This window comes from Streptomyces sparsogenes (genome assembly GCF_001704635.1).
Lineage (GTDB): Bacteria > Actinomycetota > Actinomycetes > Streptomycetales > Streptomycetaceae > Streptomyces > Streptomyces sparsogenes.
This window is the reverse complement of the sequence record NZ_MAXF01000059.1, coordinates 1-23,685: the sequence shown is the minus strand read 5'-3', so window position 1 is coordinate 23,685 and position 23,685 is coordinate 1. Positions and strand designations below refer to the sequence as shown.

At 72.1% G+C, this 23,685-nt stretch carries 22 protein-coding genes and 1 tRNA gene; 10 read left to right on the top strand and 13 right to left on the bottom strand.

From position 1 onward, the window contains the following. Positions 1–187 precede the first annotated feature (187 nt). The 4 genes from BBH68_RS12630 (at position 188) to BBH68_RS12615 (ending at position 6,419) form a co-directional block, all read left to right on the top strand. Entirely contained in the window at positions 188–1,585 is a 1,398-nt protein-coding gene (locus BBH68_RS12630) for a bifunctional glycosyltransferase family 2/GtrA family protein (protein WP_245738030.1), read from the top strand. After that, positions 1,582–3,846, top strand: a complete 2,265-nt coding sequence (locus BBH68_RS12625) for an ArnT family glycosyltransferase (RefSeq protein WP_065961776.1) — start codon at positions 1,582–1,584, stop codon at positions 3,844–3,846. Before BBH68_RS12630 ends, BBH68_RS12625 begins: the two co-directional genes overlap by 4 nt. 178 nt (positions 3,847–4,024) lie before the next feature. After that, positions 4,025–5,551: an MFS transporter gene (locus tag BBH68_RS12620; protein ID WP_065961773.1), complete on the top strand. Its 1,527-nt coding sequence runs from the start codon at positions 4,025–4,027 to the stop codon at positions 5,549–5,551. Positions 5,552–5,627: 76 nt separating this feature from the next. Continuing rightward, positions 5,628–6,419: a TetR/AcrR family transcriptional regulator gene (locus BBH68_RS12615; RefSeq protein WP_065961772.1), complete on the top strand. Its 792-nt coding sequence runs from the start codon at positions 5,628–5,630 to the stop codon at positions 6,417–6,419. Positions 6,420–6,442: 23 nt separating this feature from the next. Here BBH68_RS12615 and BBH68_RS12610 read toward each other — a convergent pair whose 3' ends face one another. The 3 genes from BBH68_RS12610 to BBH68_RS12600 form a co-directional block, all read right to left on the bottom strand. Further along, positions 6,443–7,318, bottom strand: coding sequence for a YceI family protein (locus BBH68_RS12610; protein ID WP_065961771.1), 876 nt, complete (start codon positions 7,316–7,318; stop codon positions 6,443–6,445). A 347-nt stretch (positions 7,319–7,665) separates the two neighbouring features. Continuing rightward, complete coding sequence (locus BBH68_RS12605) at positions 7,666–10,167, bottom strand: MFS transporter (RefSeq protein WP_065961780.1); 2,502 nt, start codon at positions 10,165–10,167, stop codon at positions 7,666–7,668. 125 nt (positions 10,168–10,292) lie between these two features. Next, positions 10,293–10,778 (bottom strand): MarR family winged helix-turn-helix transcriptional regulator, encoded by a 486-nt coding sequence (locus tag BBH68_RS12600; RefSeq protein ID WP_065961768.1) that lies wholly within the window; start codon positions 10,776–10,778, stop codon positions 10,293–10,295. A 209-nt stretch (positions 10,779–10,987) separates the two neighbouring features. On the opposite strand from BBH68_RS12600, the gene BBH68_RS12595 reads away from it, so the two are divergent. Then, positions 10,988–11,194, top strand: coding sequence for a hypothetical protein (locus BBH68_RS12595; RefSeq protein ID WP_065961766.1), 207 nt, complete (start codon positions 10,988–10,990; stop codon positions 11,192–11,194). A 22-nt stretch (positions 11,195–11,216) separates the two neighbouring features. Here BBH68_RS12595 and BBH68_RS12590 read toward each other — a convergent pair whose 3' ends face one another. The 4 genes from BBH68_RS12590 to BBH68_RS41935 all read right to left on the bottom strand — a co-directional run bounded on the left by BBH68_RS12590 (position 11,217) and on the right by BBH68_RS41935 (position 14,492). Beyond that, positions 11,217–12,110 (bottom strand): hypothetical protein, encoded by an 894-nt coding sequence (locus BBH68_RS12590; protein ID WP_245738031.1) that lies wholly within the window; start codon positions 12,108–12,110, stop codon positions 11,217–11,219. 64 nt (positions 12,111–12,174) lie between these two features. Next, a complete protein-coding gene (locus BBH68_RS12585; protein ID WP_065961763.1) occupies positions 12,175–13,005 on the bottom strand; it encodes an RNA polymerase sigma factor SigF in 831 nt (276 codons plus the stop codon). Between the two features lie 188 nt (positions 13,006–13,193). Continuing rightward, entirely contained in the window at positions 13,194–14,027 is an 834-nt protein-coding gene (locus BBH68_RS12580; protein ID WP_065961759.1) for an RNA polymerase sigma factor SigF, read from the bottom strand. A 300-nt stretch (positions 14,028–14,327) separates the two neighbouring features. Beyond that, on the bottom strand, positions 14,328–14,492 hold the full coding sequence (locus BBH68_RS41935; RefSeq protein ID WP_170066565.1) for a hypothetical protein: 165 nt from the start codon (positions 14,490–14,492) through the stop codon (positions 14,328–14,330). Between the two features lie 279 nt (positions 14,493–14,771). Between BBH68_RS41935 and BBH68_RS12575 the strand changes: the two genes are divergently transcribed. After that, positions 14,772–15,797 (top strand): 6-phosphofructokinase, encoded by a 1,026-nt coding sequence (locus tag BBH68_RS12575; protein WP_065961758.1) that lies wholly within the window; start codon positions 14,772–14,774, stop codon positions 15,795–15,797. On the opposite strand, the gene BBH68_RS12570 is transcribed toward BBH68_RS12575, so the two are convergent. Beyond that, entirely contained in the window at positions 15,767–16,756 is a 990-nt protein-coding gene (locus BBH68_RS12570; protein WP_065961755.1) for a universal stress protein, read from the bottom strand. The two genes, BBH68_RS12575 and BBH68_RS12570, sit on opposite strands and share 31 nt — an antisense overlap. A 293-nt stretch (positions 16,757–17,049) precedes the next feature. On the opposite strand from BBH68_RS12570, the gene BBH68_RS12565 reads away from it, so the two are divergent. Beyond that, positions 17,050–18,276 carry an amidohydrolase family protein gene (locus BBH68_RS12565; protein ID WP_065961753.1) on the top strand — a complete coding sequence of 409 codons (1,227 nt, stop codon included), beginning with the start codon at positions 17,050–17,052 and terminating at the stop codon, positions 18,274–18,276. A gap of 19 nt (positions 18,277–18,295) precedes the next feature. Here BBH68_RS12565 and BBH68_RS12560 read toward each other — a convergent pair whose 3' ends face one another. After that, positions 18,296–20,449: an MMPL family transporter gene (locus BBH68_RS12560; RefSeq protein WP_065961750.1), complete on the bottom strand. Its 2,154-nt coding sequence runs from the start codon at positions 20,447–20,449 to the stop codon at positions 18,296–18,298. 109 nt (positions 20,450–20,558) lie between these two features. Between BBH68_RS12560 and BBH68_RS12555 the strand changes: the two genes are divergently transcribed. Both BBH68_RS12555 and BBH68_RS12550 read left to right on the top strand, forming a co-directional pair. Further along, on the top strand, positions 20,559–21,194 hold the full coding sequence (locus tag BBH68_RS12555; protein WP_065961748.1) for a MerR family transcriptional regulator: 636 nt from the start codon (positions 20,559–20,561) through the stop codon (positions 21,192–21,194). 99 nt (positions 21,195–21,293) lie between these two features. Continuing rightward, positions 21,294–21,521, top strand: a complete 228-nt coding sequence (locus tag BBH68_RS12550; RefSeq protein ID WP_065961747.1) for a hypothetical protein — start codon at positions 21,294–21,296, stop codon at positions 21,519–21,521. A 103-nt stretch (positions 21,522–21,624) separates the two neighbouring features. Here BBH68_RS12550 and BBH68_RS12545 read toward each other — a convergent pair. The 4 genes from BBH68_RS12545 to BBH68_RS12530 all read right to left on the bottom strand — a co-directional run bounded on the left by BBH68_RS12545 (position 21,625) and on the right by BBH68_RS12530 (position 23,390). Beyond that, positions 21,625–21,711 (bottom strand) — tRNA-Ser (locus BBH68_RS12545). Positions 21,712–21,753: 42 nt separating this feature from the next. Continuing rightward, the gene (gene tadA, locus BBH68_RS12540; protein ID WP_065961745.1) at positions 21,754–22,260 is read right to left on the bottom strand and encodes a tRNA adenosine(34) deaminase TadA; all 507 of its coding nucleotides are present in this window, start codon (positions 22,258–22,260) and stop codon (positions 21,754–21,756) included. A 206-nt stretch (positions 22,261–22,466) separates the two neighbouring features. Then, the gene (locus tag BBH68_RS12535; RefSeq protein WP_076970933.1) at positions 22,467–23,006 is read right to left on the bottom strand and encodes a tRNA adenosine deaminase-associated protein; all 540 of its coding nucleotides are present in this window, start codon (positions 23,004–23,006) and stop codon (positions 22,467–22,469) included. A gap of 159 nt (positions 23,007–23,165) precedes the next feature. Continuing rightward, positions 23,166–23,390: a hypothetical protein gene (locus BBH68_RS12530; RefSeq protein WP_065961742.1), complete on the bottom strand. Its 225-nt coding sequence runs from the start codon at positions 23,388–23,390 to the stop codon at positions 23,166–23,168. A 178-nt stretch (positions 23,391–23,568) separates the two neighbouring features. Here BBH68_RS12530 and BBH68_RS40675 point away from each other — a divergent pair. Continuing rightward, positions 23,569–23,685: uracil phosphoribosyltransferase (locus tag BBH68_RS40675; protein ID WP_342673131.1), on the top strand; the 117-nt coding region annotated here is incomplete at its 3' end.

Genomic DNA, 23,685 nt, shown 5'->3' with positions numbered 1-23,685 from the left:
TCCGTTCACCGGTCTTCCGCGCACCGGTCTTCCACCGGTCTTCCGTTCACCGGTCTTCCGGGCCCTGGTCTTCCGCGCACCAGGCGCCCGTACGCCAAGCCGCTGTTCATCAGCCCGTCACCCACTCACAGGCACCCCACAGGCTGACCACACAGCCATGACAGCGCCGCTGGCGAATGTCGTCCCCATGCGAACTCACACACCTCTCGAGGCACCGCCCGAGACACCCGGGGCACCCGGGACGCCCCCGCAGACCCTGCCCGCCCGTGCGCATGTGACGGTCGGCCGGAGCCAGCCGGTGCTCGACGTCGTGGTCCCCGTGTACAACGAGGAGGCCGACCTCGAGCGGTGCGTGCGGCGGCTGCACGACCACCTGACCCGCACCTTCCCGTACCCCTTCCGCATCACCATCGCGGACAACGCGAGCACGGACCGCACCCCGGAGATCTCCGCCCGACTCGACGACGGCATCGACGAGGTCACGGCGGTCCGGCTGGAGCAGAAGGGCCGGGGCCGCGCGCTGCGCACCGTCTGGTCGATGTCGCGGGCGCCGGTGCTGGCCTACATGGACGTGGATCTGTCCACCGACCTCAACGCGCTGCTGCCGCTGGTGGCCCCGCTCATCTCAGGCCACTCGGACCTGGCGATCGGGTCCCGGCTCGCGCGCAGCTCGCGCGTGGTGCGCGGCCCCAAGCGGGAGTTCATCTCCCGCGCGTACAACCTGATCCTGCGCGGCAGCCTGGCCGCCCGCTTCTCGGACGCCCAGTGCGGCTTCAAGGCGATCCGCAAGGACGTCGCCGAGCGGCTGCTGCCGCTGGTCGAGGACACCGGGTGGTTCTTCGACACCGAGATGCTGGTGCTGGCCGAGCGGGCGGGGCTGCGCATCCACGAGGTGCCGGTGGACTGGGTCGACGACCCCGACTCCACGGTCCACATCGTGAGGACGGCCACCGAGGACCTCAAGGGCGTCTGGCGGGTGGGGCGTGCGCTGGCCACCGGCGCGCTGCCGCTCGATCGGCTGCGCCGCCCCTTCGGCGACGACCCGCGCGACCGGGGGCTGAGCGGGGTCCCGGGCGGGCTGGCCCGGCAGTTGGTCGGCTTCTGCGTGGTGGGCGCGCTCAGCACGCTCGTCTATCTGCTGCTGTACTCCCTCTTCCGGCTGGGCACGGGCCCGCAGGTGGCCAACGCGCTGGCCCTGCTGCTGTCGGCGCTCGGCAACACCGCGGCCAACCGGAGGCTCACCTTCGGGGTACGGGGCCGGGACCGGGCGGTGCGCCACCAGGCCCAGGGGCTGGTGGTGTTCGCCATCGGCCTCGCCCTGACCAGCGGTTCCCTGGCCGCCCTGGACGCCGCCGCCTCCGGCACCCCGGCGCACAGCACCGAACTCGCCGTCCTGATCGCCGCCAACCTCGCCGCGACCGTGCTGCGCTTCCTGCTCTTCCGGGCCTGGGTCTTCCCCTCGGACAGCGCGGACGGTGCGGGCAGCGCGGACGGTGCGGGAAGTGCGGACGGTGCGGGCAGCGCGGGCATCGGCGCTCCCACCGTCCCTGACCTGACCGACGACAATCCGAGGACAACCCGATGACGACGTACGACCAGGGCTTCCGCGCGGCGGGGCCGCCCCCGCCCCCTCCGGCCTCGCTCCCCGAGCTACCGGAGGCCCCGGCGGGCTCGCGCCTGGCCGGGGCGTGGCGCGGCCGGCCGGAGGACCCGCGCTGGGCGCGGCCCGCGCTGTGGGGGCTGCTGGCCGTCACCACCGTGCTCTACCTGTGGAGTCTGGGCGCGTCCGGCTACGCGAACCAGTTCTACTCGGCCGCGGTGCAGGCGGGCGGCGAGAGCTGGAAGGCGTTCTTCTTCGGCTCCTCCGACGCCGGGAACTCCATCACCGTCGACAAGCCCCCGGCCGCCCTGTGGCCGATGGCCCTGTCGGTGCGGCTGTTCGGCCTGAGCTCCTGGGCGATCCTGGTCCCCGAGGCGCTGATGGGCGTGGCGACGGTCGGGCTGCTGTACGCGGCGGTGCGGCGCCGGTTCAGCGCGGCCGCCGGTCTCATCGCGGCGGCGACGCTGGCGGTGACCCCGGTCGCGGCGCTGATGTTCCGGTTCAACAACCCCGACGCGCTGCTGTGTCTGCTGATGGTCGCGGCGGTCTACTGCGTGCTGCGCGCGCTGGAGGACGCCCGCGCCAAGTGGCTGGTGCTCGCCGGAGTCTGCTTCGGCTTCGCCTTCCTGACCAAGACGCTGCAGGCGTGGCTGATCCTGCCGCCGCTGGCGGTGGTGTACGCGGTGTGCGCGCCGGCGAAACCGGGCAGGCGGATCGGCCAACTGCTGCTCGCCGGGCTCGCGATGGTCGTCTCCGGCGGCTGGTGGGTGGCGATCGTCGAGCTGTGGCCGAAGTCGTCGCGCCCGTACATCGGCGGCTCGCAGAACAACAGCTTCCTCGAGCTGACCTTCGGCTACAACGGCCTGGGCCGGATCAACGGCAACGAGACCGGCAGCGTCGGCGGCGGCGGTGGCGGCAACGGCGGCGGCCGGTGGGGCGAGACCGGCATCGACCGGCTCTTCGGCTCCGACATGGGCGGTCAGATCGCCTGGCTGCTGCCCGCGGCCTTCATCCTGCTGCTCGCCGGGCTCTGGCTGACCTGGCGGGCGAAGCGCACGGACCCCCGGCGCGCGGCGTTCCTGGTGTGGGGCGGCGCGATGCTGATGACCTTCGCCACCTTCAGTTTCATGTCCGGGATCTTCCACCAGTACTACAACATCGCGCTCGCGCCCTACATCGCGGCGATCGTGGGCATGGGCGCGGCGATGCTGTGGGAGCGGCGGACCACCGCCGCGGCCTCGATGGTGCTCGCCGCCACGGTCGCGGTGACGGCCGTCTGGTCGTACGTGCTGCTGAACCGCTCGCCCGACTGGCACCCCTGGCTGCGCTGGGCCGTGCTGATCGGCGGGCTCGCGGCGGCGGCCGGGCTGTTGGCCGGGGCGCGGCTGGGCGGGCGGACGGCGCTGGGCGTGGCGGGCCTCGGCCTCGCGGCGTCGCTGGCCGGGCCCCTCGCGTACACGCTGAACACGGTCGACACCCCGCACCGCGGCTCGATCGTCACCGCCGGTCCAGCGGTGTCGGGCGGCATGGGCGGTCCCGGCGGCGGGCCGGGCGGCTTCCGGGCCGGCTTCCGGGACGGTGCCAACGGCGGCCCGCCGGGCCTCGGCAACGGCAACGGGCAGGGCCAGAACGGTCAGAACGGCCAGGGTCAGAACGGCGGTCCTGCCGGTCAGCAGGGCATGCCCCCCGGCGGCGGTCAGCAGGGCGGCCAGAACGGCGGCTTTCCCGGCGGCGGCTTCCCGGGCGGCGGCCAGTCCCCGCAGAACGGCGGCGGCCAGGGCCAGAACGGCCAGGGCAACCGGCTGGGCATGCTGCCGGGCGGTATGGGCGAGGGCGGCCGGCGGGGCGGCGGCATGGGTGGTCTGCTCGACGGCCCGGACGTCAGCTCCAAGGTCAAGGCCGCGCTGGAGAAGAACGCCGGGGACTACACCTGGGTGGCGGCGGCGATCGGCTCGCAGAACGCCGCGGGCTACCAACTCGACACCGAGGAACCGGTGATGGCCATCGGCGGCTTCAACGGCAGTGACCCGTCCCCGACCCTCGCGCAGTTCAAGGAGTACGTGAAGCAGGGCAGGATCCACTACTTCATCAGCTCGGGCGGCATGGGCGGCATGGGCGGCGGCCCGGGCGGCGGGAACGGCACCTCCTCCCGGATCAGCTCGTGGATCCAGGCCAACTTCAAGAAGGTCACGGTCGACGGCACCACCCTCTACGACCTGACCCAGAAGGCCTCGAACAAGTCCTGATCCGGCGAAGCGCGCGGCTCAACCAGTCGGCGAGCGGGCCGGTGAGCGGGGAAACCCCCGGTCACCGGCCCTTTCGCCGTCCCGGCTCAATATTTCATGTACGACGTACAGGAGTCGCTGTACGGTGTATGAGAGTTCTCGTATCCCATACGCCGTACAAGACACGCAAGGAGTGCCCATGACGGCGCAACTCGCCGACCCCACGTCCGACACCCCGCCCGGGCGCCAGTCCGGCGGGCACCCCCAGCGCTGGCTGATTCTCGGCGTCATCTGCCTCGCCCAGCTCACCGTGCTGCTCGACAACACCATCCTCAACGTCGCGATCCCCTCCCTCACAGAGGAGATGGCCGCCTCCACGGCCGACGTCCAGTGGATGATCAACGCCTATTCGCTCGTCCAGTCCGGACTGCTGCTCACCGCGGGCAACGCCGCCGACCGCTACGGCCGGAAGAAGATGCTCGTCGCGGGGCTCGCCCTGTTCGGGATCGGCTCGCTGCTCGCCTCGCTGGCGCAGGGGCCGGGCCAGCTGATCGCCGCACGCGCGGGCATGGGGATCGGCGGGGCGCTGCTGATGACCACCACCCTGGCCGTGGTCGTCCAGATCTTCGACGAGGGCGAGCGTCCCAAGGCCATCGGCGTATGGGGCGCCGTCAGCTCGCTCGGTTTCGCCGCGGGCCCGCTGATCGGCGGCTCGCTCCTCGAACACTTCTGGTGGGGCTCGATCTTCCTGATCAACCTCCCGGTGGCGCTGCTCGGTCTCGCCGCCGTCGTCTGGCTGGTGCCGGAGTCGAAGAACCCGACCGGCGACCGGCCCGACCTGCTCGGCGCGCTGCTGTCCACGATCGGCATGACCGGCGTCGTCTTCGCGATCATCTCGGGGCCCGAGCACGGCTGGACGTCCCAGCGGGTGCTGCTGTCGGCCTTCGTGGGCGTGGTGGTGCTGACCGGCTTCGCGCTGTGGGAGCGCCGGATCCCCCACCCGATGCTGGACATGCACTTCTTCCGCGACCGCCGCTTCGTGGGGGCCGTCGGGGGCGGCATCCTCGTCGCCTTCGGCATGGGCGGCTCGCTCTTCCTGCTCACCCAGCACCTGCAGTTCGTGCTCGGATACGACGCGCTGGGGGCGGGCCTGCGGACCGCCCCGCTCGCGCTGGTGATCGTCGCGCTGAACCTCACGGGCGTCGGCGCCCGGCTGCTGCAAAAGCTCGGCACCCCGGTCACCATCTTCTGCGGGATGGGCCTGCTGGCGCTGGGGCTGGCCCTCATCGCGACGCTCGGCGCCGACGGATACGGCGGGATGCTCCTCGGACTGGTCGGGATGGGGGCGGGCATCGCGGTCTCCATGCCCGCGATGGCCACGGCCATCATGTCGGCGATCCCGCCGGAGAAGGCCGGGGTGGGTGCGGGCGTCAACGGCACGCTCACCGAGTTCGGCAACGGCCTGGGCGTGGCCGTCCTCGGCGCGGTCCTGGGCTCCCGGTTCGGCGCGCTGCTGCCCGCGGCCGCCGCCGGGGCCGGCTCGTTCCCGACCGCCTACGCCGCCGCGCGCACCGATGAGGAGCGGGCCACCGTCGCGGACGCCTTCGCCTCCGGTGTGCAGACCAGCCAACTGGTCGGAGCGGCGGCCGTGCTCGCGGGCGGCGTGCTGACGGCGGTGCTGCTGCGCCGTGCCGAACGATCTTCACAGGAGATCTCAGCGGCATAGCATCGGGTAGTAAGACGTCATCGGCCGCGCGTCCCCAGCCGCGCGGCCCTGGCGCAGGGACGAAGGGGAGCGCGCCATGGCAACAGGCAGCCGTGTCAGCCGTCCGCGGACCAGCATCTGGCTCTCCGAGCGCAAGGCCTCCAAGCGCAAGGGCGAGCAGCAGCCGGCCGGGCTCGACCACGTCAAGATCGTCGCGGCCACGGTCCGGCTGCTGGACGCCGAGGGGCTGGCCGGGTTCTCGATGCGCCGGCTGGCGGCCGAGCTGGGGGTCACCGCGATGTCGGTCTACTGGTACGTCGAGACCAAGGACCAGCTCCTCGAACTCGCCCTCGACGCGGCGATGGGCGAGATGTCGCTCCCCGCCGGAAGCCTGGGCCCCGTCGAGGGCTATGAGCACCTGGGGCACCTGGAGCCCGAGGAGCGGGACTGGCGCGATCAGCTGCGCCAGATCGCTTCCGAATACCGCAGGCTGCTGGTCGCCCACCCCTGGCTGTCCCCGCTGACGGGCGAGTACATGAACATCGGGCCGAACGCCATGGCCTTCTCCACCGCCGTGCAGCGCGTGCTCCACAACAGCGGCCTGCCCACCTCCGAGGTGCCGGGCGCGCTGGCCCTCGTCTTCCAGTTCGTCTACGGCTTCAGCACCATCGAGGGCCGCTTCGCCGCCCGGTGCCGGGCGGCGGGCGTCAGTCAGGACGAGTTCTTCGCCGAGATGATGGGCACCATCGAGGGCCGCCCGGAGTTCGACGAGTCGCGGGCGCTCATGGAGGCCCGGGGCGGCAGCACCGTCCAGGAGATGCGCGAGCGGGACTTCACCTTCGCCCTGGACTGTGCGATCGCCGGTATCGAGGCCCTCCGCGACGGATGAACGGCTGGGGGGTGCCGCCGGGCTCAGGCGCCCGGCAGCTCCTTGCCCTGCACGGCCTGGCCCCCCTGAATCGCTTGTATGTCCAGCTCCACCCGCAGCGTCGTGCCGATGGCGGCGATGCCCGCCGCGACCACCTGGTTGTAGTTCATCGCGAAGTCCTCCCGCCGCAGTTGCGCCGTGGCGCGGAAGGCGGCCCGCACCCCGCCCCAGGGGTCGGGGCCCGTGCCCAGATACGTCAGGTCCAGGTCGACCTCGCGGACCACGCCGTGGAGGGTCAGCTCGCCATGGACCGTCCAGCGGTCCGCGCCGGCCGGGGCCAGCCCGGTGCTCCGGTACGTCAGGACCGGGAAGCGCTCCACGTCCAGGAAGTCGGCCGACCTCAGATGGTCGTCCCGCATCCCGTTCCCCGTGTCGATGCTCGCGGCCTGGATGACCGCCTCCACCCCGGACTTCTCGATGTCCTCCGCTATCTCGATGCGCCCGCTGAACTCCGTGAACCGGCCGTGCACGCTGGAGATGCCCAGGTGCTGGGCGACGGCCGCCACCGTCGAGTGCGCCGGGTCGAGCGTCCACGCGCCGGGCGGCGGCAGCTCCACCCCGCCCTGCCGGGCCAGCACCACCGTGCCGACGTCCGCGCGCCCCGAGGCCGTGACGATCGCGGTCGAGGCGGCGGGGGCGTAGCCCACGGCGGTCGCGATGACCGTGTACGGCCCGGGCGCCAGCGGCTCGCCCGTGCGCACCGCGCCGTCCTCGTCGGCCTGGGCGCGCAGCACCTGAGCGCCCGTCATGTCGGTGACGGTCACCACGGCGTGCTGCACCGCCCAGCCGTCACGCGTGCGGATCAGGGCGCGCAGGCCCCCGCTCGCGCTCCCGCCCGTTCCTGCTCCAGTGGTCGTCATGCCGCCTCTCGCTCTCGCTCCCGCTCCCGTTTCCGTCGAGGCTGTCTCTTCAGTCGGGGCTGTGGTGTCGCGCACTGTGCGCGTGGTCTGTCCGTGTGAGGAATGGTCGTTCGTGTGAGGGATGGTCGTGTGAGGGATGGTCGTGTGATGTCCGTGTGAGGGTCGTACGCCGGACCCGGGCGGCGGCGTCAGGCCGTCCCCTGCCTGGCAGGCTCTCCACCTGCTATACACCGCCGCCGGGATCCGGGTTCCGGGCCCGGCGCTTTCGCGCCGTCCCGGCCGTGACCGGGGCGCGTCTCCGCTCCGCGCGCCCCGGCCCCGGGGGTTCTTCGGTGCCGCCGGCCCCGTCAGTCGACGGGGTGGGAGAGTTCGACGTCGTGTCCGTCGATGCCCTGCCCCCGCACCGTCAGCGAGCCGGCGACCGGCGGGTAGCCGCTCGCGATGACCGTGTAGTCGCCCGCGTCCAGGTCGGTGAAGGCGTACGCCCCGTCCTCGCCGGTGGTCGCGGTGGCGATTACGTTCCCGGCCGCGTCGACCAGGGTGACCCGCGCGTCCGGCAGCGGCCGCCGGTCGGCCCCGGCCCGCACCACGCCCTGTACCCGGGCGCCGGCCTGCAGCGCGATCTCGACCCGGGTCAGGCCCTGGGCGCCGACCTCGACGGGCAGCGCGGTGGGCCGGAAGCCGGCGGCGTTCACCGCGACCGTGAAGGTCCCGGCGACCAGCTCGTCGAAGCTGAAGTCGCCCTGCTCACCGGTCTTGCCGGTGGCCAGCACCTCGCCGCGGACATCGGTGACCACGACCATCGCCGCCTCGACCGGCTGACCGTCGGCGGCGCCGCGCACGGTGCCCGCCAGGCCGCTGGTCGCCGCCAGCACCACGTCGAAGGCGAGCGGCTCCTCGCCGACCACGACGGTGGACGCCTGCGGCTGGTGGCCGTCGGCGGCCGCGATCAGGACGTAGGTGCCGGAGCCGGGGGCGTCCAGCGCGTACGAGCCGTCCACATGGGCCACCGAGCGGCCCAGCTGCCGTCCGTTCAGCGAGATCAGCGTGACCGCGGCGCGCGGCACGGCGGTGTGGTCCGCGTTCCGTACGAAGCCGTGCACGCCCTGCCGGGGGCGGTGGTCGGCGCCGTCGCCTCCGGCGGAGGCGTACGCGGCCAGCCGCTGCGGGGCGGCCGCGCCCGCCAGGGCGTACTCCGATGTGGCGTCGGACAGATCGGCGGACGGCGCGCCCACCAGCGCGGGCTCGAGCTGCTCCACGGCGCTCGCGCCGCCCGCGGCGCTCATGGCGGGGGCCTGCTCGGCCGGGGCCTCGGCGGCCTCCTCCGAGGAGGCGGCGCTCTGGTTGCCGGACCGGGTCTTCAGCGGGACCTCCTTGATGAACAGCGTGACGACGAAGGCCAGCAGCGCGGCCCCCGAGGCGTACAGGAAGACATCCCCGATGCCGTGCCCGTAGGCGCTCTCCATGATCGTGCGGAACGGCTCCGGGAGCTTGTCCACGTCGGGGATCCCGCCGCCGCCGGTGCCCCCGTGGCCCAGGGCCTTGCCCTTGGGGCCCAGCTCGGCGAGGCCGTCCTTGACGTAGTGGGTGACGCGGTTGGCGAGCACCGCGCCCAGCGCCGAGACGCCGACCGCACCGCCCAGGGAGCGGAAGAAGGTCACGACCGCGCTGGCCGCGCCCAGGTCCTGCGGGGCCACCTGGTTCTGGGTGGCCAGCACCAGGTTCTGCATCATCATGCCGATGCCGAGGCCCATGAGGGCCATGAAGATCGCCAGGTGCCAGTAGGGCGTGTCGTACCGCATGGTGCCGAGCAGCCCCAGCCCCGCGGTCACCAGCACACCACCGCTGACCAGCCAGGCCTTCCAGCGGCCGGTCTTGGTGATGACCTGGCCGGAGACGGTCGAGGAGACGAACAGGCCGCCGATCATCGGGATGGTCATGACGCCGGACATCGTCGGCGACTTGTCCCGCGCGAGCTGGAAGTACTGGCTGAAGAAGACGGTCCCGGCGAACATCGCGACACCGACGAACAGCGAGGCGATCGACGCGAGGGTGATGGTCTTGTTGCGGAACAGCCGCAGCGGGATGATCGGCTCGCTCGCCTTGTTCTCGATCAGGAGGAAGACCAGGCCGAGCAGGATCGAGCCGCCGACCATGGCGCCGGTCTGCCAGGAGAGCCAGTCGTACTTGTCACCCGCGAAGGTGACCCAGATCAGCAGCAGCGAGACCGCGGCGCTGATGAAGAAGGCACCGGACCAGTCGACCTTGACCTCCCGCTTGACGACCGGGAGCTTCAGGGTCTTCTGGAGCACGATCAGCGCGATGACCGCGAACGGCACGCCGACGTAGAAGCACCAGCGCCAGCCGAGCCAGGAGGTGTCGGTGATCACGCCGCCCAGCAGCGGGCCGCCGACGGTCGCCACCGCGAAGGTCGCGCCGAGGTAGCCGCTGTAGCGGCCGCGCTCACGCGGGGAGATCATCGCGGCCATGACGATCTGCGCCAGGGCCGACAGACCGCCGACGCCGATGCCCTGCACCACACGGCAGGCGATCAGCATGCCGGAGTTCTGCGAGAGCCCGGCGACCACGGAGCCGGCCACATAGATGATCAGCGATATCTGGACCAGGAGCTTCTTGCTGAACAGGTCGGAGAGCTTGCCCCACAGCGGGGTGGCGGCGGTCATCGACAGCAGGGCGGCGGTGACCACCCAGGTGTACGCGGACTGACCGCCGTGGAGGTCCGCGATGATCTCCGGGAGGGCGTTCGAGACGATCGTCGAGGAGAGGATCGCGACGAACATGCCGAGCAGCAGCCCGGACAGCGCCTCCATGATCTGCCGGTGGGTCATCGGTGCCGCCGGGTCGGCGCCGTGGCCGTGGTGACCGCGGTGGCCGCCGCCGTGCTTGGCGTGGGCGGGGTGCCCCGCGGGTCCCCGCACACCGCCGTCCGGTGTGGTCGTTGCCATGGAGTTCCTTAACGTTGCGTGGGTGTACGGGTGGTGCTCTCGTCCCGGAGCTGGGGAACCCGGGACCTGGTGTCGCCGAAGCTCGTCCGCAGCCGGGCGAGTAGTTCGTTGAGGCGGCCGACGTCGTCATCGGACCAGTCGCTCAGACAGGCGGCGAGCGCCTGCGTATAGCGCTCGGACACCTCGCTGAGCAGCTTCTCGCCGCTGGCGTTGAGGCTCAGCAGCCGGGACCGCCGGTCCTGCGGATCCGGGTTCCGGTCGATCCAGCCGCGCTCGGCGGCGTGCGCGACATGCCGGCTGGTGACCGACATGTCGATGTCCAGCAGCTCGGCCAGTTTGCTCATGCGCATCTCGCCATAGCGGTGGAGCAGCATCAGGACGATGGCCGAGCCGGCCGCGCAGTCATGGGGGAGGACACGCGACAGTCCTCGCTTGACGGTGCCGATGGCGCTCAGTTGCCGTGCCAGCTCCTCGTACTGACTCCGTGCGGCCATGGCACCTCCAGAACTATCGGTTGCTTAGGGCAACCATAAGTGAATTTAGTTGCTACAGGCAAATGAAATGGGGCTTCGCTGAGTAAATTGCCCGCAAAGGCCGGCTCAGGGGCCGGTCAAGCGGCCCGTCCGGGCCGGTGGGCGGGGCCCGTGGGACGGTGGGGGCCTGGGGTGTGCGGGACACCGCTCATTCGCTAGGGTCGGGGGCCATGGCGAACAACCCCCAAGGCTCCCAGGGCAACTACGACCCGGCCGGCTCCACTCAGATGTTCCGGGCCTTCGTCGACGAAGGCGGGCCGCAGCAGCAGCGGGCGGCCGCTCCCTCCGCTTCCGGCGGCCCCCGGGTCGGCGTGATCATCGGCGTGATCGTCGCGATCGCCGTGGTGGCCGGGGTCGCCTGGCTGGCCCTGGCCTAGGCCTAAGCTTCACTCATCGCTATCACTTCGTCCCTGTGACGGAGGCGTCCTGGGTCTCGATGTGCATTCCCAGCGGTACCCGCCAGGCGTCCACGCACACCTCCCAGGTCTTCTCCTTCTTGCCGCCCGCCTTGATCGGCACCGGCAGGTCGTACGCCGACTCGACCGTCGCCCAGTCGATGCCGAGGGAGTCGATGATGTGGGTCGCGAAGGTGATCTTCCCCGTGGTCACGGGGGCGCCGCCGATGTTGCGGAACTCGATGGTCACCTTCTCGCACCAGCGGTCGTCGGCCGCCGTGCGCACCAGGTCTCCGAGGGTGAGCTCGGCGGGGCCGGTCGGGGTGGAGGGCGTGCCGGGCGGGGACTGAGGGGGCGCCGAGCCTCCTGAGTCCCCGGAGCCGCCCGTGCCTCCCGGGCCCCCGGAGCCTCCGGGGCTTCCCGTGTCTCCCGTGCCGCCGGAGCCGCCCCCGCCGGGGGTGGTGCCGCTCCCGGCGCCGGTCCCGTCGCCGCCGTCGGTGCCGCCGCGCCCTGACGGCGCCTGCGGCGACTGCCCCGGCGACCGCCCACGCGTCGATGCCGAGGCGGGCCCGTCCGGCCCGTACGAGGCGTCCGGCGCGCCCGACCCCGTGGCGGTCCCCGCCCCGGACGGCCGCCGCTTCCCGTCCCCGGTGCCCTTCCCCGCGCCGTCGCGGTCGCCGTCGCCGTCGAGCGGCACCATCTCCACGCCGCCCTTCGACGGCGCGGACGTGGCGCGCGCCCCGTCCGGCCCGGCCGCTTCGGCCGCGAGATATCCGTCGTCGCCGCCGGCGCAGCCGCTGAGCAGCGCGCCCAGGCACAGCGCGGCCGCCGAGGAGGCGATCACCTTGCCCCGGCGGCCCGTTGTCCGGCTCCACGCGTATCGCATCGGGCGTCGCATCGGGCCAGTGTCGCTGACGCCCCGTCAGGTGTACAGGGTCGCGCACCGGCCCGATGACGCCGTGTCAGTCGGCGATGAGCCCTTCCCGCAGCTGTGCCAGAGTCCGCGTCAGCAGCCGTGAGACATGCATCTGTGAGATGCCGACCTCTTCGCCGATTTGCGACTGCGTCATATTGGCGAAGAAGCGAAGCATGATGATCTGGCGCTCGCGCGGCGGCAGTTTGGCCAGCAGCGGCTTGAGCGACTCGCGGTACTCCACGCCCTCCAGGGCGCTGTCCTCATAGCCGAGCCGGTCCGCCAGCGAGCCCTCGCCGCCGTCGTCCTCGGGGGAGGGGGAGTCGAGGGAGGAGGCGGTGTAGGCGTTGCCCACCGCCAGTCCGTCGACCACGTCCTCCTCGGAGACGCCGAGGGCGCCTGCCAGCTCGGTGACCGTGGGGGAGCGGTCGAGCTTCTGGGACAGCTCGTCGCTGGTCTTGGTGAGGGCCAGGCGCAGCTCCTGCAACCGCCGCGGCACCCGTACCGACCAGCTGGTGTCGCGGAAGAAGCGCTTGATCTCGCCCACGACGGTCGGCATGGCGAAGGTCGGGAACTCCACGCCCCGCTCGCAGTCGAACCGGTCGATCGCCTTGATCAGGCCGATCGTCCCCACCTGGACGATGTCCTCCATCGGTTCGTTACGGCTGCGGAAGCGGGCCGCCGCGTAGCGCACGAGGGGGAGGTTCAGCTCGATGAGGGTGTCACGTACGTAGGTGCGCTCCGCGCTGTCCCGCTCGAGGGCGGCGAGCCGCAGGAACAGGGAGCGGGAGAGGGTGCGGGTGTCGATGGCGTCGCAGTCGTCGAGCACGTGCGGTGCGTCGTTGGTGAGCACCTTCGAGCTGCCCAGTTCTACGGACATGCCACCCCCTTTGGGTCGCGGACGGATCCCAGCTGCGCTCGTCGCGTCGAACGCAGCCTCCCCCTGAATACCGGAGGTAGGGCCGCGGCAAACGCGGTTCCTGCAGAATGTCACATGTCGGCAACACGCTGTAGCGCCATGTCGACATTACCGCCCGGAAGGAGTGGGGGAGGGGTCCCTCGTCCCGGTTAGGACTCGATCCGGTTTGCGGATCTGAGCCTGGCAAAGCTGCGGGACAGCAGCCGGGAGACATGCATCTGGGAGACGCCCAGCTCGGCACTGATCTGAGATTGGGTCAGATTGCTGTAGTAACGAAGCAAAAGGATGCGCTGTTCCCGCTCCGGCAGTTGGACGAGCAGATGCCGCACCAGATCGCGGTGCTCGACTCCGGCGAGCGCCGGATCCTCGTAGCCGAGCCGGTCCACGAGGCCCGGCAGCCCGTCGCCCTCCTGGGCGGCCTCCAGCGAGGTGGCGTGGTACGAGCGCCCCGCCTCGATGCAGGCCAGCACCTCGTCCTCGCCGAGCCCGAGCCGTTCGGCGATCTCGGCCGTCGTGGGGGACCGGCCGTGCAGCACCGTCAGGTCCTCGGTCGCGCCGTTGACCTGCACCCACAGCTCGTGCAGCCGGCGCGGCACATGGACGGTGCGGACGTTGTCGCGGAAGTAGCGCTTGATCTCGCCGACCACGGTCGGCATGGCGAAGGTCGGGAACTGCACCCCGCGCTCCGGGTCGAACCGGTCGATCGCGTTGATCAGCCCGATCGTGCCGACCTGGACCACGTCCTCCATCGGCTCGTTACGGCTGCGGAAGCGGGCCGCGGCGTAGCGCACGAGCGGCAGGTTGGCCTCGATCAGCGCGTCCCGGACGCGCGTGTGTTCGGGCGTGCCGGGGGTCAGGCCGGAGAGCTCGGCGAAGAGCACCTGGGTGAGCGCCCTGGCGTCCGCTCCGCGGCTTCTGCCGCTGTCGCTGCCGCCGTCGCCCTGGGGCGGGGTTCTGGGCGCGGTTCGGGCCGACACGGTCACGCCACCCCTTCACGATGTACTCACCCGGCAAAGCGGTCATAGCATCACAAGACATGTGCACTGTGTGCAAGCACCGCATTACTACGTGTTGGTGGCGCCATTGCCACGTGTTCGAGGGGTGGCGTGGGGGTGGGGGCGTGCGCCGGAGCGTGCGCGGACAGGGAACGAGCCCGGGCGGGGCGGGCCGGGATCCGAGGGGGTCTGTGGGCCGGATGGCCGGTGCGGCCGGTTCGCTCGGTCGAGTGCTCGCGCGGCGGCGGATGGGGGGTCGGCCGAGGCCGGCCCGCGTCGGCGCCTACGTCAGTTGATCAGCTCGGTCATGAACTCGCCGACGCTCTTGGCGGCGTCCGATATCCCCTCGAAGCCCACCTGCACCAGGTCGGCCGCGCGCGCGGGGCTGTTGATGATGGTGTACAGCACGAAGACGATCAGCATGTAGAGCGCGACTTTCCTCGCCTGTGCCATCTCGTGCTGCCTCCCCTGCGGTCCCCTGTGCAGTCGCGTGAGTCTATCCACACGTTTGGCGCAGTGGTCTCATCAGTCCTACGAATCAACTCGTGTCTCCACCGGTCCTCCCCTCTTGTGTGGGCGCCTTGCGCGGGGGTCTCGCGCGGGCGCCCCGGAGGGGACGCCATGGCACGGTAGAGCAAGGTGGGCATACAGGCTCATATGGGTGGATTCTGGATGAGGAGGGAACGATCGGGCGGGCACCGCGCCGCTCGGAGGGGCTGGAAGGGGGCTCAGATGCGTGTCGGTGTGCTGACCGGCGGGGGCGACTGCCCGGGCCTCAACGCGGCGATCCGGGCGATCGTGCGCAAGGGCGTACAGGAGTGCGGGTTCGAGTTCGTCGGCGTGCGGGACGGCTGGCGGGGCGCGCTGGAGGGCGCGATCGTGCCGCTGGACATCCCCGCCGTACGCGGCATCCTCCCGCGCGGCGGGACCATCCTGGGCTCCTCCCGGACCAATCCGCTCAAGAGCGAGGACGGGGTGGCCCGGGTGCGGGAGACGCTGGCGGCGTACGAGGTGGACGCGCTCATCGCGATCGGCGGCGAGGACACGCTCGGCGTCGCCGCCGCGCTGGCGGACGAGGGCATCGGCGTGGTCGGGGTGCCCAAGACCATCGACAACGACGTCACGGGCACCGACTACACCTTTGGCTTCGACACCGCGGTAAACATCGCGACCGAGGCCATCGACCGCCTCCACACCACCGCCGAGTCGCACACCCGGACGCTGGTCGTCGAGGTCATGGGCCGCCACGCGGGCTGGATCGCCCTCCACTCGGGCATCGCGGGCGGCGCCAACGTCATCCTCATCCCCGAGCAGCCCTTCGACCTGGACCAGGTGTGCGAGTGGGTACGGGACCGCTTCAAGATCCGGTACGCCCCGATCGTCGTGGTGGCCGAGGGCGCGGTCCCCAAGGCGGGGCAGATGGTGGTGAAGGACTCCTCGCTGGACGAGTTCGGCCATGTGCGGCTGTCCGGCATCGGCGAGTGGCTGGCGCGGGAGATCGCCGACCGCACCGGCAAGGAGGCCCGCACCACGGTGCTCGGCCACATCCAGCGCGGCGGCACGCCGAGCGCCTTCGACCGCTGGCTGGCGACGCGCTTCGGGCTGCGCGCGGTCGACGCGGTCTACGAGCGGGACTTCGGCACGATGGTGGCGCTGCGCGGCGCGGACGTGGTGCGGGTGCCGCTGTCCGAGGTGACAGGCGGGACCAAGGGCGTCGACCCGGCCCTCTACGCGGAGTTCGGCGTCTTCTTCGGCTGAGGGTGCGGCACCACCGCGACCGGGCAGCGGGCGTGGTGCAGTACGGCGTGGGCGACCGGCCCCAGATGCCGCTCGGCGACCCGCTCGGCCGTACGGCGGCCCACGACCAGCAGCAGCGCCCCCGCCGAGGATCTGACCAGCGCCTGCGCCGGGTTGAGCAGAACGACATCGGGCAGGACGTCGACCTGCGGATATCTCGTACGCCAGGGGCGCAGCGCGTCGGACACCGCCTGGCCCTCCTGGTCCTCCCACATGGCGCGGTCCTCCTCGAGGACGCCGATCATCCAGGCGGAGGGGGCGGCCGCGGGCAGGGCCCACGCGTGCACCACCCGCAGCCGGGCCTCGCGCGCCAGCGCGGCGCGGAAGGCGAAGTCGGCGGTCTCCGCGACGCGGCCGTGGGCGTCGAGGGCGGCCACGACCTCCCCGGCCTCCACCCCGGTCTCGTCCGCGACCCCGACCTCGCCTGTTTCCTCGACCCCTCCGGCTTCCTCCGCGCCCGGGGCTTCCTCCGCGGCCCCCTCCGGTCCCGCGGCCTCCCCGGCGCGCCGGCCGGGGACCGTCACCACGGGGCAGTCGGCGGCGGTCGCCACCCGCAGCGCCACGGAGCCGACCGCCAGCCCGTCGAAGCCGCCCCAGCCGCGAGTCCCCACGACCATGAGCCCGGCGCTCCGCGCCGCCGTGAGCAGGGCCTCGTCCGCGGGCGCGGAGACGTGCTCGCCGGTCACCTCCAGGCCCGGATGGCGGCCGGCGAGGTCCGTCGCGGTCTGCCGGATCATCTGCTCGCCCACGTTCTCCCAGGCGTCCGCGCCCGGAACCGGGGAGATCCGGGGCGGAAGGGGCGGGGAGGCGTGCAACAGCAGCAGCGGAACCGCCCGGTCCAGCGCTTCCCGCGCGGCCCAGTCCGCCGCCGCCAGACTGCGCTCGGAACCGTCGACTCCGGCCACCACAGGGCCGCTCATCGTGGACTCCTTCCGTCGCCTCTCCGGCGCTTCTCCCCGGCCTCGCCGCTACGCCGGGCCGCGGACGGGCCGCCGTGCGAGACGCCCGATACCGCCCCATTCAGTCTAGGGACGGGGCGGATATCCGCATGGAGGGGCGCGACGGAGGCGCGCGCCGCACCGGCCGGTTCGCGTTCCGTGCGCCCGGTTTCTCTTGCTGGTTGACGCCCGACTCCCTACCCTCCATCTGACGGAGCGTCAGATCAGGGTGCGGTGTTCCGGTCCCACTGCCGGACGCCGGGGAAGAGGACGGCATGACTGGCGAGACGAACGGCGCGACCGAGCTGCCCATGGTCATCAGCGTGGACGACCACGTGATCGAGCCCGCTCACCTCTTCGAGACCTGGCTGCCCGCCAAGTACCGAGACCGCGGCCCGAAGCCCCTGACCGCCGGCATCGGCGAGCTGGCCTATGTCGGCGGCAAGTACCGGATCACCACCGACCCGGACGGCCCGCCCACCGACTGGTGGGAGTACGAGGGGCTTCTCTTCCCGTACAAGCGGATCATCGCGGCCGTCGGCTTCTCACGCGACGAGATGACCCTCGAAGGCATCACCCGCGACCAGATGCGGCGCGGCTGCTGGGACCCCCGGGCCCGGCTCGCGGACATGGAGATGAACCACGTCGAGGCCTCGCTGTGCTTCCCGACCTTCCCGCGCTTCTGCGGCCAGACCTTCGCCGAGGCCGCCGACAAGGAGGTCGGCCTGGCCTGCGTCCGGGCGTACAACGACTGGATGGTGGAGGAGTGGTGCGGGGACAGCGGCGGCCGGTTGATCCCGCTGTGCCTGATCCCGCTGTGGGACGTGGAGCTGGCGGTCCAGGAGATCCGGCGGAACGCGGCGCGGGGCGTGCGCGCCGTGACGTTCAGCGAGATCCCGACGTATCTGGGGCTGCCGAGCATCCACAGCGGCTACTGGGACCCGTTCTTCGCCGAGTGCGAGGCGACGGGCACGGTGGTGTGCATGCACATCGGGTCCTCCTCCCAGATGCCCGCCGCCTCCCCGGACGCCCCGCCGGCCGTCCAGGCGGCCCTGAGCTTCAACAACGCCATGGCGTCGATGATGGACTTCCTGTTCAGCGGCGTCCTGGTGCGGTTCCCACGGCTGAAGCTCGCCTACGCCGAGGGCCAGATGGGCTGGATCCCGTACGCCCTGGAGCGCGCGGACGACGTCTGGGAGGAGCACCGGGCCTGGGGCGGGGTGCGCGACCTGGTCCCGGAGCCGCCCTCCTCGTACTACTACCGGCAGATCTTCTGCTGCTTCTTCCGCGACAAACACGGCGTCGCCTCGCTGGACACCGTCGGCGTGGACAACGCCACCTTCGAGACCGACTACCCGCACGTCGACTCGACCTGGCCGCACACCAAGCGGGTCGCGGCCGAGCACATGGCCGGGCTGCCGCCGGAGACCGTCTACAAGCTCCTGCGGGGCAACGCGATCCGGATGCTCGAACTGGACTTCGACAAGGGCCGCGCGGGCTGACCCGCCGGGACCGGAGCGTTCACCGCCGCTTCTCCCTCCGGCCCCAGGCGCGGTGGCCCAGCAGGCCGAGCACGGCGGGCAGCATCAGGGCCCGTACCACCAGCACGTCGAGGGCGATGGCCAGGACGAGACCGATCCCGATCATCTTCAGGAAGGTGACGGACGAGAACGCGAACCCGCCGACCACCACCGCGAGCAGCAGCCCGGCGCTGGTGATGGTCCCGGCGGTGCGCTGCAGGGCGGTGGCCGTGGCCTCGGCCGGGTCACCGGTGGCCAGGTAGCGCTCGCGGACCCGGGAGAGCAGGAAGACCTGGTAGTCCATGGCCAGTCCGAAGGCGATGGCGACGATGAGGACGGGGAAGTTCGCGTCCACGGCGCCGATCGCCTCGAAGCCGAGCGCCCCGGCTCCCACCCCGTACTGGAAGATCAGGGTGATCACCCCGAAGGCGGCGAGCAGCGACAGGGCGCTCATGGCCACCGTGATGAGGGGGACGGCCAGGGAGCGGAACGCCAGGAACAGCACCACGGCCGAGACGACGGCCACGAACAGCCCCATCCACAGGGCCCGCTCGCCGATCATGTCGACGATGTCGACCCGGGAGGCGGGCATGCCGGTGAACCGCGCCTCGGCCCCCGGCGGCGGGGCCTGGGCGCGCAGCTCCTCCACCATGGCGCGCGCCTCACGGGACATCGGGTCGGGGGTGTAGCGCAGGGTGATCCGGGCCAGGTCGCCGCGGGTGGCGGTGACGGCGGCGTCCTCGACGCCCTCGACGGCGCCGAGCCGCTCGGCGTAGCCGGCCAGCCGCGCCGAGCCGTCCGTGGCGCCGCCCCGCAGGTCGACGACGGCCGTGACGACCTTGGTGGGGTCGTGGTCGAAGCGGTCGTGCAACTGCCGGGTGACCTGGCGCGCGTCGGCGTCGGCGGGCAGCACCCAGTCCGCGGGGCGCGCCCAGTTGACGCCGAGCGCCGGTCCGGCGAGCCCCAGCAGGGAGATGGTGAGGACGGCGGTGGTGAGCAGCGGGCGGCGCATCACCGCGCGGGCCAGCCGGTACCAGCGCCCCCGCGCCTCGCCGCCCGGCTCGTGCGCCCCCGCCGTACGCGCCGGGCGGCGCGGCCGGCGCGGGAAGGGCAGCCGTCCGGCGTCGAGGCGGTGGCCGGCGAAGCGCAGCAGGGCGGGCAGCAGCGTCAGCGAACCGATGACGGCGAAGATCACGACTGCGACCGCCGCGTACCCCATCGAGCTGAGGAAGCGGGAAGGGAAGAGGGTGAGGCCGGTGAAGGAGATGGCCACGGCCAGGCCGGAGAAGGCCACGGTGCGCCCGGCGGTGGCGGTGGTGCGCTCGACCGCCCGGTCCACATCGGCTCCGGCGGCCAGCTCCTCGCGGAACCGGCCGACCATGAAGAGCGCGTAGTCGATCGCGAGCCCCAGGCCCAGGATGGTGATCACGTTGATCACTGAGCTGGACAGGTCCGTGAACAGGGACACGGTGCGCAGCACCACCAGCGAGCCGAGCGCCACCAGGACACCCACGGCCAGCGGGAGCGAGGCCGCGACGACGCTTCCGAAGACGATCAGCAGCAGCACCATCAGGGTCGGCAGGGACAGCGCCTCGGCGCGTCCGATGTCGGCCCCGGTGCGGGCGTTGACCTGCTCGGTCATGGCCGCGGTGCCGCCGAACCGCACGGTGACGCCGGAGCCGGCGGGCACCGCGAACCGGTCCTTGATCTCACCGAGCGCCGCGACCTGGTCCTGGTCGCCGTCGGCGGCGAACTGGACGGTGGCGTAGGTGGCGTGGTGGTCGCGGGAGACGAACTCCCGGGCCCGGCCCGCGTCGTCCTTCCGCACAGTCCAGTACGTCTCCAGGCGCGCGATGCCCTCGCGCGGTATGCGGTCCAGGGCCTTGCGGACCGGGCCGGCGAAGGCCGGGTCGTCCACGGTGTGCCGCTCGCTGCTGTAGAGCACCACCAGATCGGCCGACTGGCGGCCCAGCGGCCCGGCGAGCACCCGGTCGGCTCGCACCGACTCGCTGTGCGGGTCGTCGAACCCGGCGCCGCCGGTCAGCGTCCCGAAGGTGCCCGTCCCCCAGACCCCGCCCCATGCGGCCAGCAGTACCGCCGCGACCACGACCCACCAGCGACGCCGTGCGGTGAGCCGCCCCAACGAGGACAGCATGGACCCACCCCTTGAATAGATAGTGGATAGTTTCACTTCCGATAGCGGGACTATCTATCATGGGGACGGGAGAACGCAAGTGGAGTCCTAGGAGCCCGGAGGGTCATCGATGCGCGTCGGGGAGCTCAGCAGCCTCAGCGGCGTACCCACGCCGACGATCAAGTACTACATGCGGGAGGGACTGCTGCCGCCCGGCGAGCGCACCAGCCGCAACCAGGCCCACTACGACGACCGCCACCTGCGCAGACTGCGGCTGATCCGGGCCCTGCTGGACGTCGGCGGCCTGTCCGTCGCCGTGGCCCGCGACGTCATCGCCGCGCTCGACAGCCCCGACACCGGCACCCACAAACTCCTCGGCGCCGCCCAGCAGACCGTCATCCGCACCGCCGCCTACTGCGACGACGAGGCCCGCGAGGACGCGACGGCCGAGGTCCTCGACCTCGTCCACCGCCAGGGCTGGAAGGTCTCCGCGGACAGCCCCGCCGTCGCCGCGGCCGCCGAGGTCGTGGGCGCCCTGCGCCAACTGGGCCTGCACGACTTCGTCGACCGGCTCGACGACTACGCCCACGCCGCCGACGCCATCGCCGCGACCGACCTGGACCTCGTCCGCCGCCGCCCCGATGTCGACGGCATGGCCGAGGCCGTGGTCCTCGGCAACATCCTCGGCGACGCGCTCCTCGCCGGGCTCCGCCGCCTGGCCCAGGTCCACCGCTCGGCCGAACTCTTCAGCAGCGGGCCCGAGTGACCCCCGCCCCTGCTCCATCCGGCTGATTCCCGCCCCGCCCGGCCACCCGGCCGACAGGCCCGAGGTGCGGGCGGCGGCGGTCATGGCGAGGCTGGTCGTATGGAGGACAAGACCGAGGACCGGCCCCGCGTGGTGGTGGACGAACCGCTCGACGGGCGCCGCCGCGTGATGATCGACGGCGAGGACGTCGGCGTCGTCGTCACCGCCGAAGAACTGCGCGGCGTCCTGCGCCGCGCCGGCGTGCTGGGGGAGGACGACGCCTCCCTGGACAACCCCCGCCTGATCGAGTGGCACGGCGGCGGCCCGGACGACTGGCCGGCGGCGTAACTCCCCACTCCCCCGACCCGCGGCCCGGCGAAGCGGGAGCACACGTGGGGCGGGAACACGCGTGGGGCCCGGCTCTCTTGAGCCGGGCCCCACGGTTTCGGAGCGGTAGCGGTGGGATTTGAACCCACGGAGGAGTTGCCCCCTCACACGCTTTCGAGGCGTGCTCCTTAGGCCGCTCGGACACGCTACCGAGAGAGAGCTTAGCGGACGGGTGGCCGTGCTCCGAAATCGGTTACGAGCGGGGGGCGCGGAAGAAGGTGGTGAGGAGGGCGGCGCACTGGTCGGCGAGGACGCCGGGGACGACCTCGGGGCGGTGGTTGAGGCGGCGGTCGCGGACCACGTCCCACAGGGAGCCGACGGCGCCGGCCTTGTCGTCGACGGCGCCGTAGACCACCCGGTCCAGACGGGACAGCACGATCGCGCCGGCGCACATGGTGCACGGCTCGAGGGTGACCACGAGCGTGCAGCCGGTCAGCCGCCAGCCGCCGAGGCGGCGGGCGGCTTCGCGGAGCGCGAGGATCTCGGCGTGGGCGGTGGGGTCGCCGTGGGCCTCGCGCTCGTTGCGGCCGTGGCCGAGGGGGGAGCCGTCGGGGCCCAGCACGACGGCGCCGACCGGCACGTCGCCCGTCTCCGGCGCCCGCGCCGCCTCCTCCAGCGCAAGGCGCATCGGGGCGCGCCACGGGTCGCGGAGGGGGTCGGGGGCGGGACCGGAGACGAGGCCGGACAGCGGATCGGTCATGGCACCAGTGTGGGCGACGGCGCGGACTAGGGGGTGTCTCCCCGGTCTCTGTGGATCAGCCCGCGGCGTCTGGTGCGTGCGATCGCAAGGCGGAGGGTCGCCCTCGTAGTGGGCCTACTTGGGCGGGCCCGACAACGCAGCGAGCGTGCGTGCCAGGCGTCGCGGGCCCGCAGAGACCGGGGAGACACCCCCTGGGCCGACGGCGGTCAGCGCACCGCTTCCAGCCCCTCCATGCTGCAGCCCAGCATGTCGGCGATGGATTCCAGCGCGTCCCCGTCCAGGGCCTTCAGCTCCTTCTCGTCCATGCCGAGGTCGGCGAGGATGTCGGCGTCGCCGAGCGGGCCCGCGGGGACCGGCGCGTCCGGGTCGGCGTCCTCGTCGTCGCTCGCGTCGGGCTCACCGTCCTCGGTGCCGTCCAGGTCGACGAGGCTGTCCAGGTCCTCGTCGGGGCCCCGGCCGAGCAGCTCGTCGGTGAGCATCTGGCCGTACGAGGTGCGGGCGGCCGCGGCGGCGTCCGATACGTAGATGTGCGGATCCTCCTCGCCGTCCACGCGGACGATGCCGAACCACGCGTCCTCGTGCTCGACGAAGGCCAGCACCGTGTCGTCGTCCGAGGCCTCACGGGCCAGTTCGATCAGATCTGTCAGGGTCTCCACGTCATCGAGCTCTGTGTCGCTCGCTTCCCACCCTTCTGCGGTGCGCGCGAGCAATGCGGCGAAGTACACCGTGACTCTCCCACTGGTCATAGGCGTGCCGGGGCGGGCGGGACAGTGCCCCGCCCCAATCGGAATCGTGGCAGAAACCATCGCTTCGCGAGAGGTCTTCCGCGCTGCGTCGTGCACCAGTCCAAAGAGATGTAACTCACGCGGACCGAAACGGACGGTTTCGAAACCCGCCCCAACACCTCACCAGCGGAACGTCCGCATGCGCAGCACCTGCCGCATCCGGGCCGCCCGCGCCGCCCGTGGACGCACCCGATCGCGCAGCTCACGCGCCTCGGTCAGGTCGCGCAGGAACTGGGCGCGACGGCGGCGGCGGTCCCTGTCGATGTCCTCCACGGTCTCCTCCGCGGGCTCGTGAACGGGTGTCCTTTCGGCCGTCTCGCCGGGGAGCCGGTTTCGGTCAGCCATGGGCCACACCCCTCGGGACGAGGTCTCGCCCGGGGCGGCGGCCCGGGCCTGCTCGGCCGTTTCTGGAACGTTTCCCCCAATCGGGGGTTTGATGCCCGCGTGACGGCATACCGCTGACACGGCCCGGAAGGGCGGCCGGGCGGCGTGGGCGTCCCGGGGCTCGGTTACTGTCGATGCCATGCGGATCCATGTCGTCGACCACCCGCTGGTGGCGCACAAACTCACCACGCTGCGCGACCGGCGCACCGACTCCCCCACCTTCCGGCGCCTCGCCGACGAGCTGGTTGCTCGCGTA

Coding starts and splice junctions, on each gene's coding strand:
- BBH68_RS12585 (WP_065961763.1), bottom strand. CDS start 13,005: ATGTCCGTAGAACTGGGCAGCTCGAAGGTGCTCACCAACGACGCACCG.
- BBH68_RS12600 (WP_065961768.1), bottom strand. CDS start 10,778: ATGGCCGCACGGAGTCAGTACGAGGAGCTGGCACGGCAACTGAGCGCC.
- BBH68_RS12615 (WP_065961772.1), top strand. CDS start 5,628: ATGGCAACAGGCAGCCGTGTCAGCCGTCCGCGGACCAGCATCTGGCTC.
- BBH68_RS12630 (WP_245738030.1), top strand. CDS start 188: ATGCGAACTCACACACCTCTCGAGGCACCGCCCGAGACACCCGGGGCA.
- BBH68_RS12575 (WP_065961758.1), top strand. CDS start 14,772: ATGCGTGTCGGTGTGCTGACCGGCGGGGGCGACTGCCCGGGCCTCAAC.
- BBH68_RS12535 (WP_076970933.1), bottom strand. CDS start 23,006: ATGACCAGTGGGAGAGTCACGGTGTACTTCGCCGCATTGCTCGCGCGC.
- BBH68_RS12605 (WP_065961780.1), bottom strand. CDS start 10,167: ATGACCCACCGGCAGATCATGGAGGCGCTGTCCGGGCTGCTGCTCGGC.
- BBH68_RS41935 (WP_170066565.1), bottom strand. CDS start 14,492: ATGGCACAGGCGAGGAAAGTCGCGCTCTACATGCTGATCGTCTTCGTG.
- BBH68_RS12565 (WP_065961753.1), top strand. CDS start 17,050: ATGACTGGCGAGACGAACGGCGCGACCGAGCTGCCCATGGTCATCAGC.
- BBH68_RS12550 (WP_065961747.1), top strand. CDS start 21,294: ATGGAGGACAAGACCGAGGACCGGCCCCGCGTGGTGGTGGACGAACCG.
- BBH68_RS12620 (WP_065961773.1), top strand. CDS start 4,025: ATGACGGCGCAACTCGCCGACCCCACGTCCGACACCCCGCCCGGGCGC.
- tadA (WP_065961745.1), bottom strand. CDS start 22,260: ATGACCGATCCGCTGTCCGGCCTCGTCTCCGGTCCCGCCCCCGACCCC.
- BBH68_RS12570 (WP_065961755.1), bottom strand. CDS start 16,756: ATGAGCGGCCCTGTGGTGGCCGGAGTCGACGGTTCCGAGCGCAGTCTG.
- BBH68_RS12595 (WP_065961766.1), top strand. CDS start 10,988: ATGGCGAACAACCCCCAAGGCTCCCAGGGCAACTACGACCCGGCCGGC.
- BBH68_RS12555 (WP_065961748.1), top strand. CDS start 20,559: ATGCGCGTCGGGGAGCTCAGCAGCCTCAGCGGCGTACCCACGCCGACG.
- BBH68_RS12530 (WP_065961742.1), bottom strand. CDS start 23,390: ATGGCTGACCGAAACCGGCTCCCCGGCGAGACGGCCGAAAGGACACCC.
- BBH68_RS12560 (WP_065961750.1), bottom strand. CDS start 20,449: ATGCTGTCCTCGTTGGGGCGGCTCACCGCACGGCGTCGCTGGTGGGTC.
- BBH68_RS12590 (WP_245738031.1), bottom strand. CDS start 12,110: ATGCGACGCCCGATGCGATACGCGTGGAGCCGGACAACGGGCCGCCGG.
- BBH68_RS12625 (WP_065961776.1), top strand. CDS start 1,582: ATGACGACGTACGACCAGGGCTTCCGCGCGGCGGGGCCGCCCCCGCCC.
- BBH68_RS12610 (WP_065961771.1), bottom strand. CDS start 7,318: ATGACGACCACTGGAGCAGGAACGGGCGGGAGCGCGAGCGGGGGCCTG.